Genomic DNA, 15,121 nt, shown 5'->3' with positions numbered 1-15,121 from the left:
TGTGTGGTGTTGGGGCAGCGTCCGGTGGTGGCCGGACCCGGTCAGCCGGCGCTCAGCCGGCGGTCAGCTGGGCGAGGGCGGTTGCCAGTTCGGTGGCGGCGCCTTGGAGGAGGCAGGCCGTCTCCCGTGCCCGGGTCTTGCGTCCGGACTGGAGGTCGGCATCGATGAGGTCGGCGATGAGTTCGAGCCGGCACGCACCGGCCTTGGATGCGGACCAGGACAGGCTTTGGGCGGCCAGGCGCGCGCCCTCCCAGTCCCCGCCGGCCAGGGCCTGGTGAATCTTTTCGACCCGGTGGGGAAGCATGAGCTGGAATGTGCTGACGAAGTCGTGGAACTTCCACGACTGGACCGTCCCCGTGCTCTCCTTAAGCCGGTCGCGGTCCAGGACGAGTGCCGCGCTGATGCGGGCCCGGTGCCGGTGGGGTCTCTGGCCGGAAGCGGACCTGTCCTGGCCGTCCCCGCCCGCGCCGGCAGTGGCGTGACGTGCCGGAAAGAAACGAAGTGTCCACGCGGCTGGCTTTGCGTTGAGACTCATGATGTCCCCCTTTACTTGGCAGCCTGTTCCACCCGTCGGGCAGGCAGGCAGGGTGCTCAGCTCCTGTGTCTGGGACGGGCGGGACGACGTCGGTTCGACCGGCCAGAGAAGAAGTGCCGTGGGCTATTTGGCTGCCTCTGCTCCGGTGGCGATGGCACCACTGTACGAATGCGCCCCCGGGAGAACACGAGTGTTGGCTACCCGAAAACCCGGCAGTCACCACTTGTATCACTGGCCTCATCCGTAGCGCGTGACGAGCGGACACGGAAACACTGCCGCGAAATACCCCGCGGCTCTCAGCGGAAGGCGGGGAGACCCGTAATGTGCTGGCCCAGGATCAGGGTGTGGACCTCGTCGGTGCCCTCGTAGGTCCGGACGGATTCCAGGTTGGCGGCGTGCCGCAGCGGGGAATAGTCCAGCGTGATGCCGTTGCCGCCCAGAATCGTGCGCGCCTCCCGGGCAATGCTGAGCGCCTCCCGCACGTTGTTCAGCTTGCCGAGTGAGATCTGCTCCGGACGCAGCCTGCCGGCGTCCTTGAGCCGGCCCAGGTGCAGGGCCAGGAGTGTGCCCTTCTGGATCTCCAGGACCATGTTCACCAGCTTCTCCTGCGTCAGCTGGTACCCGGCCAGCGGCTTGCCGAACTGCAGCCGCTCCTGGGAGTAGGCCAGCGCGGCCTCATAGGAATCCCGCGCGGCGCCCATAGCTCCCCACGCGATCCCGTACCTGGCCTCGTTGAGGCAGGAGAAGGGACCCCTCAGCCCACGCGCCGCGGGCAGCAGCGCCTCCGGGCCCAGCCGGACGGCGTCGAACGTGATGTCGCACTGGATGGAGGCGCGCATCGAGAGCTTCTGCCCGATCGGCGTCGCGGTGACGCCCGCGGTGCCGGCAGGGACGAGGAAGCCGCGCACGCCGTCGTCGGTCATGGCCCACACCACCAGCACGCCCGCCACGGAGGCGAGCCCGATCCAGCGTTTCGCGCCGTCCAGGATCCAGCCCGCGTCATCGCCGGAGCCGTCGCGGCGGGCGAAGGTCTTCATCGAGGCAGGGTCCGAGCCGGCCGTGGGCTCGGTCAGGGCAAACGCGCCGATCAGTTCGCCGGCGGCCATCCGGGGGAGCCACTCCTGCTTTTGGTCCTCGGAGCCCCACTTGTGGATGGCCGTCATGGCGAGGGAGCCCTGCACGGAGACGAACGTGCGGACGCCCGAATCGCCGGCCTCGAGTTCCATCGCCGCGAGGCCATATTCGACGGCGGAACGGCCCGGGCAGCCGTAGCCCTCCAGGTGCATGCCGAGCACGCCGAGCTCGCCAAGTTCCGGGGCGAGCTCGAGGGGGAACACGGCGTCCTCGTACCAGCCGGCGATGCCCGGCCGGATCCGCTGGTTCGTGAAATCGCGGACGCGCTCGCGCACGCTGCGCTCCTCCGCGCTCAGCAGGGAATCGATGGCCAGGACATCGGAGACGTCGGAAAGGTTGGCCTCATTGTTCATGCCAGCTTCGTTGCTCATGCCAGCATCCTACGGCCGCACCTGCAGGGGCGCGCCGGCGTCGGGCTGGTGCTGCAGGAAGTAGCCCCGCGTGGACGGCGCGAAACGGCAGGCGGCGGCCAGCGCCACGCCCAGCCCCAGGAGCAGCACGCCGCTGATGAAGGCCCCGCCGACGCCGAAGATCTGCGTATCACCGTAGTCCGGATCCCACATCTGCACCGCCGAGACGAAGAATGCCGCAGTCAGCATAAGGGCGCCGAGCAGGGGCATGACGCCGCGGAACCAGAAGTTCCGGGCCGAGCCGCGCAGGCTCGCGCGGAAGTACCAGACGCACGCGAAGCCGGTCAGGGCGTAGTAGAACGCGATGAACAAGCTGATCGAAGTGATGGAGTCGGCGAGCAGGTTCTCGCTCAGGAGACTCATCAGGACGTAATAGGCGACGGCAGCGGCACCCATGACCTGGGTGGAATACCCCGGCGTCTGGTTGCGCGGGTGGACCTCGCCGAACCTGCGCGGCACGGCTCCGTGCACGCCCATGGACAAGGTGCCGCGGGCCGTGGGAAGGATGGTGGTCTGGGTCGAGGACAGCACCGAGGCCAGGACGGCGACGACGATCAGCCAGCCCCAGGGGCCCAGCACCACGTCCTTCATGGCCAGGAAGACATCGTTCTGGTTGGCCTCGTTGCCCAGCCCAATCCCATCCGTGCCCACCGTGGCATACATCATCACCAGCAGGGCCACAGAGACGTAGATCGCCACGAGGACAAGCGCGGAAATGACGGCGCCTCGGCCGGGCGTGGTGGCAGGGTTTTCGGTCTCCTCGTTCACCGCGAGGCAGGTATCCCAGCCCCAGTAGATGAACAGGGCCAGCAGGGCTCCGTGCACCACCGCGCCCGGATCGGCGAACGCACCGGCGGGGTTGAACCACTCAAGGTCGAAGGCTTGGCCAGTGGCCGCGCCGGGCACCGCGCCCGCGATCCGGAAGATGATGGCCATCGCGAAGATGCCCAGTGAGAGGTACTGCACGTAGGTCAGGACCCGCTGGACATGTTCCCCGAGGCGGATGCCGCGGTAGTTCACGAGGGTCATGAACACGATGAACAGCACGCCGGTGGCGGTGACCACGAGGCTGTTCCCGGCCAGCGAACCGTCGCCGATCAGCAGCCACAGGTACTGCCCGGCGACCTGGGCGAGGTTGGCCAGGACCACGACGCCGGCCAGGGCCACGCCCCATCCGCCCAGCCAGCCGGCCCAGGGACCGAACGCCCGGCGGGCCCAGATGAAGGTGGTCCCGCAGTCCGGCATGGCGCTGTTGAGCTCACGGAAGGCGAAGGCGATGAAGAGCACGGGCACGAAGCCCAGCAGCAGGATCAACGGGGTGTAGTTGCCGTTCACCGCCACGATCAGTCCCAGGGTCGCCGCCAGCGAATAGACCGGCGCGGTGGAGGCCAGCCCCAACATGACGGAGTCTCCGAGATCCAGGATCCCGGCGCGCAGTCCCTTGGCCGGAACTGCCGCGGGACCCCCGGGGCCGCCGGCCGTCGTCGTCGTGGTTCCGGTGCTCATAGGGCAATACCTGCCTTGCTGGAGTGGGCCTGGTTCGAGGCCGGGGCGGGCGCGTCAATCGTGTTGGGCACGAAGCGGCAGAAGTAGTCGGTGATGGGCCCGTCCGACTCGCGGATGCCGCAGCCGACCGATTCGCCGTCGACCACCCAGAGGCCGAGCACAGGGCGGTTGCCGTCGAAATCGGGAAGGGCATGGAACTGCTGGTAACACCAGCCTTCCCGGCCATAGTCGCCGGGCTGTTCGAGGTCGATGCCGGCGGCGTGGATCCTGATGTTGTCCCCTTCCCGGCCATGCAGCGGCTTGGCCACCCACTCCGTGAGCGGCCCGGGACCGTCAAGATAGGCCGGAAGCAGGTTGGGGTGGTCCGGGTAGAGGTGCCAGAGCGCCGCGAGCAGGGCCTTGTTGGACAGGAGCATCTTCCAGGCCGGCTCCACCCAGCGCGGATTGTGGGCGCGCTGCAGCAGCCGCTGCCCGAACGGCTCCTTCATCATCAGTTCCCAGGGGTAGAGCTTGAACATGGTGCTGATCATGAAGTTGTCCAGGTCCACGAAGCGGTTGAGGTTCGGATCCCAGCCGATGTCGGACATGTTGATGCCGATGGTGGTCCAGCCGGCCTGGCTCGCGACGTCCCGCATGTAGGCTGCCGTCATCCAGTCCTCCCCGGATTCTTCCGCCTCGGAGTGGGCGACGTGGAGCGTGCTCATGCCGGTGCGGTACTGCAGCCTCTTCCATTGCCGGATGAGGGCTTCATGGATGCCGTTCCACTGGTCCTTTTCGGGAAGGACGTCCTGCAGCCAGAACCACTGGGCGACGGCTGCCTCAATGAGTCCGGTAGGGGTGTCCGCGTTGTACTCCAGCATCTTGGCCGGGCCGCCCCGGCCGTCGTAGACGAAGTCGAAGCGGCCGTAGACGTCCACATCGCCGGCCTGCAGCGATGCAGCCGCCAGTTCCAGGGCCTGCGGCCCGATCCCGATGTTGCCCATGGCGCCGGTGGCGAGGAACTTCGCGGCCTCGAGGCACATGCGGTGCATGTCCTCGGCGGCCTGTTCGAGGGTCTCCACTTCGTCCATGGTGAATTCGTAGTAGGCGCCTTCGTGCCAGTACTCGACGTTCGTGCCGTCCGGCAGGGCCGTGGTGGAGAAAACCAGGCCTTGTGCTTCAATCCGCGCTTTCCAGTCCGGCCGCGGCGCGGATCCCAGTCGTTTCATCCCTAGCCTCCCGTGCTTCCGCCCTTGGCGCTGCCGCCGAAGCCGCCCCTGCTGACCGTGCCGCCCTTGGCGCTGTACCCCGTGGACGCCTTGGCCCCGGTGGGAACTGTCCTGCTGTAGCTGGGGTAGCCCGACCGGTTCTGGCCCAACCCGGGCACGCTGGCGCCGCGGGAGTAGAAGTACCAGGCGTAGATGCCGGAGCTGCGGCCGTCCGTGCTGCTGTTGTTGCACTGCGCATCGTCGACCCGCTCGCCGGTGTCGTCGTTGAAGCACACCTGGGCGTAGTCGGCCTCGTCCTCGTTGCTGGCCACCATGGCGGTGATCGTGCCGGCCAGGAGCGCCGTGACGCCCAGCCCGACGACGGCGGTACGGCGCTGCGAACGCTTCTTCCGCGCCGCCGCGGCCGCCAGGCCGCGCTCGCGTTCCAGGGCGAAGGGGTCAACCACGGCGGGGGCAGTGGGGTCAGCCGGAAGTCCCGGCGGCGCGGGCTGGCCGGGCTGGTTCTGCAGCTCGGGCCGGAGCTCCGGCTGTGGAATCTGCCACGGAGGCTGCTTCCGGTCCTGCCGTGGACTGTCCGGGTGCTCGTCGTTTCGGCCCAAATGTGTCCCCTCACGTCTGGCCGCAGGGTATCCCGCGGAAGGCTTGCGTGCTTTTCCCGACGCCAGCCTAACCGGCCTCCGGATCCCGGGCGATGGAAAGGGCGTGCCGTGTCTGCGGCGGGCGCGTGGGAAGCGTGCCGGCGCTGAGTCCGGGGCCGCGGGCACGCCGCAGGCCTACACTGGTGCCATGGAAACCGCATCCGTGCTTGCTGTCTGCAGGGTTCACCAGCTGCTCGATGATCCCGGCAGCGTCGGGGTCACCGCGATCGACAAGCGCCCCGTGGACGGACCGGTGAAAGTCCACAAACTTGGCCTGCGCGGTGATATCCAGGCGAGCAGGATCCACCACGGCGGCGAGGACCAGGCACTCTACGCGTACTCGCAGGACGACGCCGACTACTGGGCCGGCGAACTCGGCCGGGACATGCCAGCGGGCATCTTCGGCGAAAACCTGCGGATCACGGGCCTCAACGCCTCCAACGCCGTGATCGGCGAACGGTGGAAGGTCGGACTGGACGTCGAGGTGGAAGTCACCTCCCCGCGCATCCCCTGCGCCACCTTCCAGCGGCGGATGGGCGAGCCGCACTGGGTCCAGCGGTTCACCGAGGCCGGCAGGGTGGGCACCTACCTCCGCGTGGTCCGGACCGGCAGCATCGAGGCCGGAGACCACATCCACCGGCTCTTTGTCCCTGCCCACGGCGTGACAATCGCCAAGTGGTTCACCGATCCCACCCTGGAGGACATGGAGGCCCTGCGCGACGCCGACGCCGACGGCCAGATCCGCCTGCAGCCCGAGTACCACCAGAGGTTCGAACAGCTGCAGCGCCGTCTCGGGGTCTAGGCGTGGGGAGCCGGTGTGCGCAAGCTCACCAGCCCCCGTCGGCCCCTCAATTACCACTGTTCCGCTCCATGCCCTACACTTGAAATATCCCCCACTCCGGAAATCCCTTATTCCTGCCCAATTCTTGAGGCAGGACTGGCAAGTGTTGGGGCCCGCAAATGTGATGCGGGCATTTTCATAGGGAGAGCCGGCAAAAGAAAACGCTGTACAGACTGCTGGGATAGCAGCCAAGAGATGCAGCGGGAAGTCCTGCCACGGGATTGCGAAAGCGCCGGACTTCTATGTGACCCGCCGGTCAACCGTACGCCCGGCAATTCGTGTCACGCGTACTGCGGCTCCGCTCACCTCGGGTTGTGCCGCTTGGCCCCTATGGATGAGGAAATTTCACCTATGCCCGAAAATCAGAACAACTCCGTCGACACCGAACTCGCCACCGAGAACACCCAGGCCGACGTCGAGACTTCTGAAACGGCTGCCCCCGCAGCCGGCTCCGCCCCGGAATTCACCGAGGCTCCTGCGAACGTTGTAGCACCGGCGGCCGAAGCTGCCCCGCAGGCTGACACCAAGACCGAGGCCACTTCCGCCCCGGCCAAGGACGAGGACGCCGAGGAAGAAGGCGTCAAGTTCGTAGACCTCGGCATCGATGGCCGTGTCCTGGCCGCCCTGCAGGACGTCGGCTACGAGAAGCCGTCCCCGATCCAGGCAGCAACCATCCCGCTGCTGCTCGAAGGCCGCGACGTCGTGGGCCTGGCCCAGACGGGTACCGGTAAGACTGCAGCATTCGCAGTACCGGCACTGTCCCGCCTGGCCGAGCTCCACGACCTCAACGGCCCGTCCCGCAAGACCCAGGCCCTGGTGCTGGCCCCCACCCGTGAGCTCGCGCTCCAGGTTGCCGAGGCCTTCACCTCCTACGCCAAGCACATCGACGACTTCACCGTCCTGCCGGTGTACGGCGGCTCCGCCTACGGCCCCCAGCTCGCCGGCCTGCGCCGCGGCGCGCAGGTTGTTGTCGGTACCCCCGGCCGCGTCATCGACCACATCGCCAAGGGTTCCCTGGACCTGTCCGAACTCCAGTACCTCGTGCTGGATGAGGCCGACGAGATGCTCCGCATGGGCTTCGCCGAAGACGTGGAGCAGATCTTCCAGCAGACCCCCGCGGGCCGCCAGGTTGCGCTGTTCTCCGCCACGATGCCGAGCCAGATCCGCCGGCTCTCCAAGCAGTACCTGAACAACCCGGCCGAGGTGCAGGTCAAGTCCAAGACCACCACGGGCGCCAACACCCGCCAGCGCTACCTGCAGGTCATGGGCCCGCACAAGCTCGATGCGCTGACCCGCATCCTCGAGGTCGAGGAGTTCGAAGGCGTCATCGCCTTCGTCCGCACCAAGATGGCCACCGAGGACCTCGCCGACAAGCTGCGCTCGCGCGGCTTCCAGGCTGCCGCCATCAACGGCGACATCCCGCAGCAGCAGCGTGAGCGCACGGTCGAGGCCCTGCGCGACGGCAAGATCGACATCCTGGTCGCCACCGACGTCGCCGCCCGCGGCCTGGACGTCGAGCGTGTCAGCCACGTGGTCAACTACGACATCCCGCACGACACCGAGTCCTACGTCCACCGCATCGGCCGCACCGGCCGCGCAGGCCGTTCCGGCGACGCGATCCTGTTCATGACCCCGCGCGAGAAGTACCTGCTGCGTTCCATCGAGAAGGCAACCCGCCAGCCGGTGGAGCAGATGCACCTGCCCACGGCCGAGACCGTCAACACGCTGCGCCTGGGCAAGTTCGCCGAGCGCATCACGGAGACCCTCGCGTCCGAGGACGTTGCCGCGTTCCGCGACCTGATCTCCTCCTACGAGGAAGAGCACAACGTGCCGGCCTCGGAAATCGCCGCCGCACTGGCCGTCATGGCCCAGGGCGGACAGCCGCTGCTGGTCAAGGAACTGCCGGCAGCGCCCGAGTTCCAGAAGCGCGAGCGCTCCAAGGACGGCTTCGGCTCACGCGGCCCGACCCGCACCCTGACCGAGGGCAACGCCACCTACCGGATCGCCGTCGGACGCCGCCAGCGCGTCATGCCGGGTTCCATCGTTGGCGCCATCGCCAACGAAGGCGGTATCTCCTCGGCCCAGATCGGCGGCATCGACATCCGCTCGGACCACTCCCTCGTGGAGCTCCCGGCGGACCTGAGCGCCGATCAGCTCAAGGCACTGTCCCGCACCCGGATCGGCGGCGAGCTGATCCACCTGGAGCTCGACAACGGCCGTAAGCCGGCCGGCGACCGCGGCTCCTACCAGGGCAACCGTGGCGGAGACCGTGGCGGCTACTCCGGCGGCAGCGGCAACTTCAAGGGCAACGGCGGCTTCAAGCGCGAATTCCGCAAGGGCGACGGCGAGCGGTCCTCCGCTGACCGTGGCGGCCGCTCCTTCAGCGAGCGTTCCGAGCAGCGCACCTTCGGCGCGGACACCCGCAAGCCCCGCACCGAAGGCGGCTTCAAGCCCCGCAACAAGTGGTAACCACTAGCACCATCTGAGAACGGGCCGGCTCCCTGAGCCGGTCCGTTCTTGTTTAAGCATTCCGGCCCCGTGTTCGCTTCGTCACAGCCGCGGCCGCCGATTGGTCCCGGGAGCCGATCCGGGCCCCCAAAACCGCGCCGGGAGCCCGGATTTCCGCTGTTTCCGGCCGGTCCGGCGTCGTACGGCCGCCGATTTGTTGGTGGGCGAATCTTCCGGTAGAGTATTTACTCGTTGCCCCCCTAGCTCAGTGGTAGAGCGCGTTCTTGGTAAGAACGAGGTCACCGGATCGATTCCGGTGGGGGGCTCTGAATGAGGGCCTGTGTCAAGGCGGTTTTTGACCGGCTTAGCGCAGGTTTTCCTCATTTACGGCGGTGTAGCTCAGTTGGTTAGAGCGCACGACTCATAATCGTGAGGTCGGGAGATCGAGCCTCCCCACCGCTACAGACAAAACCCCCGGAATCATTGAGATTCCGGGGGTTTTTCTGTCTTCCCACTGTCAGTCATCGCTTCCCTTGTGCTTGTCGTCGCCGGGCTCGTTTTCGCCGTGTCCGCCGTGGTCGTCGCCCGGTTCGCTGGAGCCGGCAGGTGCCGGGGCGGGAACCGCGGTCCGGTCCTCGCCCGGTTCGCTGGAGCCGGCAGGTGCTGGGGCGGGGACCTCGTCCTCGGTGGCGGAGGGACTCGGCGAGGAGGCCGGGCTGCGGTCCTCGGTTCCGGACGTGCTGCCCGTGGATGTGGGGGAGCCGGAAGCGGCGGTGGTGGCGTTTTGCGGCAGGAGGACGGTATTGGCGGAGTTCGTTGTTCCGGCCGGTGAGCCGTTCAAGGTCTGGGCGTTGACTGCAAGGGCCGCGGATCCGGTGAGCAGGACACCGGCTGCCGTGAGGACGAGGACTGTTTTAGTTTTCATGTCTCCACCCTAGGAATCCGTGGGAAAGGACGGGTCTTGGGGAAATCCAAGAGTTGTCCAAGTTTGCGCCCCCGATCAGCCAACTCACGCGGATTGCGGCAGAATTCGCGGCAGGCAGGAACATAATCAGGTATGCAGATCCTGGTAGTGGAGGATGACGAATCAGTTGCCACCGGAGTCCTTGACGGACTGGGCCGGGCCGGCTTCGGGGCCAGCCACGTCGGAACTGGCGGCCAGGCCCTGGAGGTGGTCCGCGCGTCCAGTCCCGATTTTGTCCTTCTGGACCTGGGGCTGCCGGACATGGACGGCACCGATGTGTGCCGCGCCATTCGGGCGCTGACCTCGATTCCGATCATCGTGGTCAGTGCCCGGGATGAAGAGATTGACCGGGTCCTGGCGCTGGAACTGGGCGCCGATGACTATCTGGTCAAGCCGTTCGGGATGCGGGAACTCATCGCGAGAATCCGGGCGGTGGCGCGCCGCTCCGAAGAACGGCTCCCGGATGGCCGGCCCGGGACGGAGCTCAGCAGGAACATCGGCGGCCTGAGTATTGACCAGCGCTCGCGCCGCGTGCTCCTGGACGGAGCCGAGGTTTATCTGACGGCCAAGGAGTTCGAACTCCTGTATTTCCTGGCCGCCGACCCCGGCGCGGTGTTCGAGCGCCGGGAAATCCTGCGAGCGGTCTGGGACGGCGACTGGTACGGCACCACGAAGACCGTGGATGCCCACATTGCCGGAATCCGCAAAAAGCTCGGTGACCCCCGCTGGATCGAGGCCGTCCGCGGCGTCGGGTTCAGGCTCGGGGTGCCTGGATGAGATGGCGGCTGATCGGCGCCTTCATGCTCATCACCTTGCTGGTGGTCCTGGTCCAGGACATTCCGCTGGGAAACTATCTGGTCCGTGTGGAACGGGAGCGCCTCACCACGTCCCTTGAACGCGACGCTTTTCTCCTGGCCGGCCGGGCCGGCGAAGCATTGAAAGCCGGCGGTCCACTGCCTCCGGAAGTCACGGCCGACGTGCGCCGGTACGGGGAGGCGGGCGGGGCCCGTGTGGTGATCGTCGACGCCGTCGGGACGGCCGTGGCGACCTCGGACGACGATCAGGCGGCCACCGGATCGCCCTACAGTTCGCGGCCCGAGATCGCCTCCGCGCTGACCGGTCAGATCAACGCGGGCCAACGGTATTCCCAGACACTGGGCCTGGACCTGCTCTACGTCGCCGTTCCCGTCCTCAGCGGTGAGAAAATTTCCGGAGTCGTCCGGCTGACGTATCCGGCGTCGGTCGTGGCCGAACAGGTGAACGGCCAGCTGCGTACCATCTGGACCGTCGCCGGAACCACGGTACTGCTCGCCGGCATCCTGGCCTACGTCATGGCCGGCGCCGTGACCCGGAGACTCCAGCGGCTGCGGGACGCCACGGAACTGCTCGCCGACGGAAACCTGGACACCCGAACCGACGAAGGGGGCGCCCCCGAGATCAAAGCCCTCGCGGGTTCCTTCAACCGCATGGCGGACCGGATGAAACACCTGCTCGAGCAACAACGCGGCTTCGCTTCCGACGCCTCCCACCAGCTCCGCACCCCGCTGACGGGGCTGCGGCTCAGGCTCGAGAACGCCCACGACACGATCCCCGCCGACCCGGAAGCGGGCCGGACCATGGTGGCCGCCTCGCTGGAGGAGACGTACCGGCTGCAGCTCATCATCGACGGGCTGCTGTTGCTCAGCAAGGCCGAAGGCAGCCCGGCCGTGCCGGTCACCACCGACCTCGTCGAGGCAGCGAAGGCCCGCAAGGAACAATGGGAGGCCCTCGCCGAGGAGACCGGTGTGCGCCTGAGCCTGGACGGCCCGCCGGCGGCGGACATCCTGGTCCTGCCCGGGGCCGCCGAGCAAATCATCGACAACCTGATCGACAACGCCCTCGCCGTCGCCCCGCCGGGGTCACTGATCCAGCTCGTGGTCTCCCACGGTGAACAGCCAGGCACCATCGAACTGCACATCCTGGACGAGGGCCCCGGGCTTTCCCCGGAAGACTGCGAACGGGCATTTGGCCGTTTCTGGCGCGGCACCCAGGGCGGCGAGGGCAGCGGCCTCGGTTTGTCCATCGTGCACCAACTGGCCCGGGCCAGCGGGGCAGAAGCAACACTCAGGCCCAGGGCCCCCGGGCCGGCACCGGGCACCACCGGCCTGGACGCCTGCGTGCAATTCAGATCAGCCTAAAAATCAACGCCATCAGCGCAGCGCGGGCACGCCCGGACACCGGCTGAATCGTCTCCTGGTCAGCGGTGTGCCCTCCAACCACGCGAGCCCGTGACAAGCGGGACGTTTCGCCGTAGCTTTGCAGCATCTGACGGTTGGGGATATCAGTGGACCTTCTTGGCACCATCATGGCCCCGTTCAAATGGCTGGTCTCAGCCATGATGGCGGGCTTCCATGACGGACTCAGCGCCATCGGCATGCCGGCGGCCAGCGGCTGGACGTGGACGCTGTCCATCATCGGGCTCGTGCTGGTGATCCGCGCCGCCCTGATCCCGGTGTTCCTCAAACAGGTCAACGTCCAGCAGCGCATGAGGCGGTTGCAGCCGGACCTGAAGAAGCTCCAGGACAAATACAAAGGCAAGACCGATCCGCTCTCCCGCCAGGCCATGGCGCAGGAACAGATGGCCCTCTACAAGGCGCACGGCACCAACCCGTTCTCCGCCTGCCTGCCACTGCTGATCCAGATGCCCTTCTTCTTCGCGCTGTTCCAGATGCTGTCCGGCATCAGCGCCGCGGCCGGCCAGGGCGAAGCCATCGGGGCCATGAGCCCCGAACAGGTCGCGCAGTTCGACGAGTCCACGATTTTCGGCGCCCCGCTCTCGGCCTCGCTGCTGCACGGCGTCGGCGGCAGTCAGCTCTCGGTGTGGATCCTCACCATTGCGATGATCCTGGCCATGACGGCCTCGCAGCTCATCACGCAGCGGCAGATCATGGCCAGGAGCTTGTCCGGCGAGGCCGTGGCGCCTCCGTTCATGGGCCCGCAAAAGGTGCTGCTGTACAGCCTGCCGGTCGTCTTCGGTGTGGGCGGGATCTTGTTCCCCATCGGCGTCCTGATCTACTGGACCACCACCAACTTGTGGACCATGGGGCAGCAGTTCGCTGTCCGGTGGGACAGAATGGGACCATGACGCGCATCGCAATTATCGGCGGCCACGGCAAGGTGGCTTTGGAACTGTCCAGGATCCTCGCGGAGGAAGGGCACGGGGTGACCTCCTTTATCCGCAACCCGGACCATGCGGCCGACGTCACGGACACCGGCGCCACACCGGCGCTGCTGGATGTGGAGCACGCGACGACGGCGCAGATCGCCGGAGCCCTCCGCGGACACGACGCCCTGGTGTGGTCGGCCGGAGCCGGCGGCGGCAGCCCCGAACGGACCTACGCCGTGGACCGCGACGCCGCGATCCGTTCCATGGACGCCGCGGCGGAAGCCGGCGTCAGCAGGTACGTCATGGTGTCCTATTTCGGGGCCGGGCCGGACCACGGAGTCCCCGCGGACAACGGCTTCTTCGCCTATGCCGAAGCCAAGGCCGCGGCGGATGAGTACCTGCGCGGTTCAGGCCTTGACTGGACCGTCCTGGGCCCCGGAACGCTGACCGCGGGACCCGGCAACGGGATGATCGACGTCGACCCCGCCGACACGTCCGACGGCACCGAAACCGCCCGGGCGAACGTCGCCCTGGTGGCGGCGGCGGTCCTCGGGCTGCCGGCCACGATCGGGCGCACCATCGAGTTCCGGGACGGCACGCTCCCGCTCGCGGCAGCGCTGGAAACGTTGGGCTAGCCCAGGACTCTTCCCGATAGGGTGGTGGGGGCGGTCCGCGCATCCACCCGGGATGCCCCGGCCCGCCTCCGGGGAAAGCGGGCACATGGATCAGTTGGCACTCATCGTTGGACTTCTGCTGGCTACGGTGGGCGCTGTCGGTCTCGGAGAGAAGCTGCGGCTGCCCTACCCGGTGCTGATGCTGATCCTGGCCGTTGCCCTGACGTTCATCCCCGGCTTCCCGGAGATCCAGATCCCGCCCGAGCTGATCCTGCCCATTTTCCTGCCCCCGCTGCTCTTCGCGACCGCGCAGCGCAGTTCGTGGGCTGTTTTCCGGGTCCGCTGGCGCACGTTGCTGATGCTTGCCGTCGCGCTCGTGGTGGTCTCGACGGCGGTGGTCGCGGGCGCGGCCTGGCTCATGATCCCGGGTATCGGCATACCGGCCGCGATCGCCCTGGGCGCCATGGTGGCCCCGCCCGATCCCGTGGCCGTGGACTCCATCGCCAGCCGGGTCCACATGCCGCGGCGGCTCATCAACGTGCTCCAGAGCGAGGGCCTGTTCAACGACGCCGCCGCCATCGTCATCTTCCAGGCGGCCGTGGCCGCGGCCGTCGCCGGCACCAAGATCGCCTCGGACGTTGTCCTCCAGTTTGTCCTGGGAGCTGCGATCGCGGTGGTTGTGGGGATCGGCATGGGCTGGCTCACGAGCCTGATCACCCGCCTGGTGACCTCCATGGTGGCCCGGAGCGCCGTCACCCTGGTGGTGCCGTTTGCCGCCTACATCTTGGCCGAGGAGGTGCACGCCTCCGGGGTGATCGCCGTCGTCGTCACCGCGCTGGAAATGCAGCGCCACTCCCGGCCCGGGGAGGCCGCGGAGAGGGTCACCCGCACCGCGTTCTGGGACGTCGTGGAACTGCTGGTCACCGGCCTGGCGTTCGGTCTGGTGGGGCTGGAAGTACGGCAAGTCATCCACGACGAAGGCAGCGGCGTTTTCGGCATGGTCGGGACGGCCGCGGTGGTGTGCGTCCTGGTGTTCGCCGCACGCTTCGCCTGGCTGGCCATGATGTCCGGCCTCTCCCGGGCGAGGAAGGATGTTCTGCGCCCTACTTCGGCCAAGGACGTGCTGATACTCACGTGGTGCGGCATGCGCGGCCTGGCCACCTTGGCGCTGGCCCTGGCTCTTCCGCTAACCGTTGCGGACGGCACGCCGTTCCCGGCCCGCAGCGAGCTGCTGGTGATCGCCTGCGCTGTGCTGCTGGCCACCCTGGTGCTGCCCGGGCTGACGCTGCCGTGGCTCATGCGGGTCCTGAAGGCGTCCGAGGACGGTTCCGAAGAACGCGACGCCGCCCGCGTGTTGGCAAGCCGGGCGCAACAGGCAGCGATCGCGGCCCTGAAGGACAACGAGCTCATGAAGGAGCTGCCGGCGGATAAGATGGCGCTCGTGAAGGAGAAAATGACCCGGCTGCACGCCGAGCTGCTGGACGGGAGCCTGCGGAATGAAAGCGCGGGGGAGCAGCGCAAGCGCGGCCGGGAACTGGCGATCGCGGTGCAGACGATCGCCCTCGATGCGGCCCGCCGGGAAGTCGTAGCGGCCCGTAACGAGCCGGGCATGGACCCGGAAGTCGCGGACCGGGTGCTGCGGCAGCTGGACCTGCGCACCATGATCATGCCGGACTAA

The 15,121-nt window shown here is 67.6% G+C and carries 13 protein-coding genes and 2 tRNA genes; 9 read left to right on the top strand and 6 right to left on the bottom strand.

The window, feature by feature from the left end:
- Positions 1-52: 52 nt before the first annotated feature.
- From AC1DHX_RS08210 to AC1DHX_RS08190, 5 genes are all read right to left on the bottom strand, one after another.
- On the bottom strand, positions 53-535 hold the full coding sequence (locus AC1DHX_RS08210) for a hypothetical protein (protein WP_476859375.1): 483 nt from the start codon (positions 533-535) through the stop codon (positions 53-55).
- Positions 536-831: 296 nt separating this feature from the next.
- The gene (locus AC1DHX_RS08205; RefSeq protein WP_476859376.1) at positions 832-2,040 is read right to left on the bottom strand and encodes an acyl-CoA dehydrogenase family protein; all 1,209 of its coding nucleotides are present in this window, start codon (positions 2,038-2,040) and stop codon (positions 832-834) included.
- Positions 2,041-2,049: 9 nt separating this feature from the next.
- Positions 2,050-3,585: an APC family permease gene (locus tag AC1DHX_RS08200; RefSeq protein WP_476859377.1), complete on the bottom strand. Its 1,536-nt coding sequence runs from the start codon at positions 3,583-3,585 to the stop codon at positions 2,050-2,052.
- On the bottom strand, positions 3,582-4,793 hold the full coding sequence (locus tag AC1DHX_RS08195) for a glutathionylspermidine synthase family protein (protein ID WP_476859378.1): 1,212 nt from the start codon (positions 4,791-4,793) through the stop codon (positions 3,582-3,584). The genes AC1DHX_RS08200 and AC1DHX_RS08195 overlap by 4 nt, the downstream gene beginning before the upstream one ends.
- Positions 4,794-4,795: 2 nt before the next feature.
- Entirely contained in the window at positions 4,796-5,392 is a 597-nt protein-coding gene (locus AC1DHX_RS08190; protein WP_476855657.1) for a Tat pathway signal protein, read from the bottom strand.
- Positions 5,393-5,579: 187 nt separating this feature from the next.
- Between AC1DHX_RS08190 and AC1DHX_RS08185 the strand changes: the two genes are divergently transcribed.
- From AC1DHX_RS08185 to AC1DHX_RS08170, 4 genes are all read left to right on the top strand, one after another.
- A complete protein-coding gene (locus AC1DHX_RS08185) occupies positions 5,580-6,233 on the top strand; it encodes an MOSC domain-containing protein (protein WP_459385436.1) in 654 nt (217 codons plus the stop codon).
- Between the two features lie 390 nt (positions 6,234-6,623).
- Positions 6,624-8,741, top strand: a complete 2,118-nt coding sequence (locus tag AC1DHX_RS08180; RefSeq protein ID WP_476859379.1) for a DEAD/DEAH box helicase — start codon at positions 6,624-6,626, stop codon at positions 8,739-8,741.
- A gap of 233 nt (positions 8,742-8,974) precedes the next feature.
- Positions 8,975-9,046, top strand: a tRNA-Thr gene (locus tag AC1DHX_RS08175).
- Positions 9,047-9,108: 62 nt separating this feature from the next.
- Positions 9,109-9,182, top strand: a tRNA-Met gene (locus AC1DHX_RS08170).
- A gap of 55 nt (positions 9,183-9,237) precedes the next feature.
- Here AC1DHX_RS08170 and AC1DHX_RS08165 read toward each other — a convergent pair.
- Positions 9,238-9,645 carry a hypothetical protein gene (locus AC1DHX_RS08165; protein ID WP_476859380.1) on the bottom strand — a complete coding sequence of 136 codons (408 nt, stop codon included), beginning with the start codon at positions 9,643-9,645 and terminating at the stop codon, positions 9,238-9,240.
- A gap of 132 nt (positions 9,646-9,777) precedes the next feature.
- Here AC1DHX_RS08165 and AC1DHX_RS08160 point away from each other — a divergent pair, with 132 nt between their 5' ends.
- The 5 genes from AC1DHX_RS08160 (at position 9,778) to AC1DHX_RS08140 (ending at position 15,121) form a co-directional block, all read left to right on the top strand.
- Positions 9,778-10,461: a response regulator transcription factor gene (locus tag AC1DHX_RS08160; RefSeq protein ID WP_476859381.1), complete on the top strand. Its 684-nt coding sequence runs from the start codon at positions 9,778-9,780 to the stop codon at positions 10,459-10,461.
- Complete coding sequence (locus AC1DHX_RS08155; protein ID WP_476859382.1) at positions 10,458-11,861, top strand: sensor histidine kinase; 1,404 nt, start codon at positions 10,458-10,460, stop codon at positions 11,859-11,861. The genes AC1DHX_RS08160 and AC1DHX_RS08155 overlap by 4 nt, the downstream gene beginning before the upstream one ends.
- Positions 11,862-12,007: 146 nt before the next feature.
- Positions 12,008-12,808: a membrane protein insertase YidC gene (yidC, locus tag AC1DHX_RS08150; RefSeq protein ID WP_476859383.1), complete on the top strand. Its 801-nt coding sequence runs from the start codon at positions 12,008-12,010 to the stop codon at positions 12,806-12,808.
- A complete protein-coding gene (locus AC1DHX_RS08145) occupies positions 12,805-13,464 on the top strand; it encodes an NAD(P)H-binding protein (protein WP_476859384.1) in 660 nt (219 codons plus the stop codon). The genes yidC and AC1DHX_RS08145 overlap by 4 nt, the downstream gene beginning before the upstream one ends.
- An 85-nt stretch (positions 13,465-13,549) precedes the next feature.
- Positions 13,550-15,121 carry a Na+/H+ antiporter gene (locus AC1DHX_RS08140; protein WP_476859385.1) on the top strand — a complete coding sequence of 524 codons (1,572 nt, stop codon included), beginning with the start codon at positions 13,550-13,552 and terminating at the stop codon, positions 15,119-15,121.

The sequence above is a fragment of the Arthrobacter sp. 05N33_2 genome (assembly GCF_056397425.1).
This window is presented reverse-complemented; position numbering and strand designations above follow the sequence as displayed.

What these genes read in the sequence shown, in the direction of transcription:
- AC1DHX_RS08165 (WP_476859380.1), bottom strand. Translation starts at nt 9,645, where the DNA reads ATGAAAACTAAAACAGTCCTCGTCCTCACGGCAGCCGGTGTCCTGCTC.
- AC1DHX_RS08200 (WP_476859377.1), bottom strand. Translation starts at nt 3,585, where the DNA reads ATGAGCACCGGAACCACGACGACGACGGCCGGCGGCCCCGGGGGTCCC.
- AC1DHX_RS08145 (WP_476859384.1), top strand. Translation starts at nt 12,805, where the DNA reads ATGACGCGCATCGCAATTATCGGCGGCCACGGCAAGGTGGCTTTGGAA.
- AC1DHX_RS08180 (WP_476859379.1), top strand. Translation starts at nt 6,624, where the DNA reads ATGCCCGAAAATCAGAACAACTCCGTCGACACCGAACTCGCCACCGAG.
- AC1DHX_RS08210 (WP_476859375.1), bottom strand. Translation starts at nt 535, where the DNA reads ATGAGTCTCAACGCAAAGCCAGCCGCGTGGACACTTCGTTTCTTTCCG.
- AC1DHX_RS08140 (WP_476859385.1), top strand. Translation starts at nt 13,550, where the DNA reads ATGGATCAGTTGGCACTCATCGTTGGACTTCTGCTGGCTACGGTGGGC.
- AC1DHX_RS08205 (WP_476859376.1), bottom strand. Translation starts at nt 2,040, where the DNA reads ATGAGCAACGAAGCTGGCATGAACAATGAGGCCAACCTTTCCGACGTC.
- AC1DHX_RS08160 (WP_476859381.1), top strand. Translation starts at nt 9,778, where the DNA reads ATGCAGATCCTGGTAGTGGAGGATGACGAATCAGTTGCCACCGGAGTC.
- AC1DHX_RS08185 (WP_459385436.1), top strand. Translation starts at nt 5,580, where the DNA reads ATGGAAACCGCATCCGTGCTTGCTGTCTGCAGGGTTCACCAGCTGCTC.
- AC1DHX_RS08155 (WP_476859382.1), top strand. Translation starts at nt 10,458, where the DNA reads ATGAGATGGCGGCTGATCGGCGCCTTCATGCTCATCACCTTGCTGGTG.
- AC1DHX_RS08195 (WP_476859378.1), bottom strand. Translation starts at nt 4,793, where the DNA reads ATGAAACGACTGGGATCCGCGCCGCGGCCGGACTGGAAAGCGCGGATT.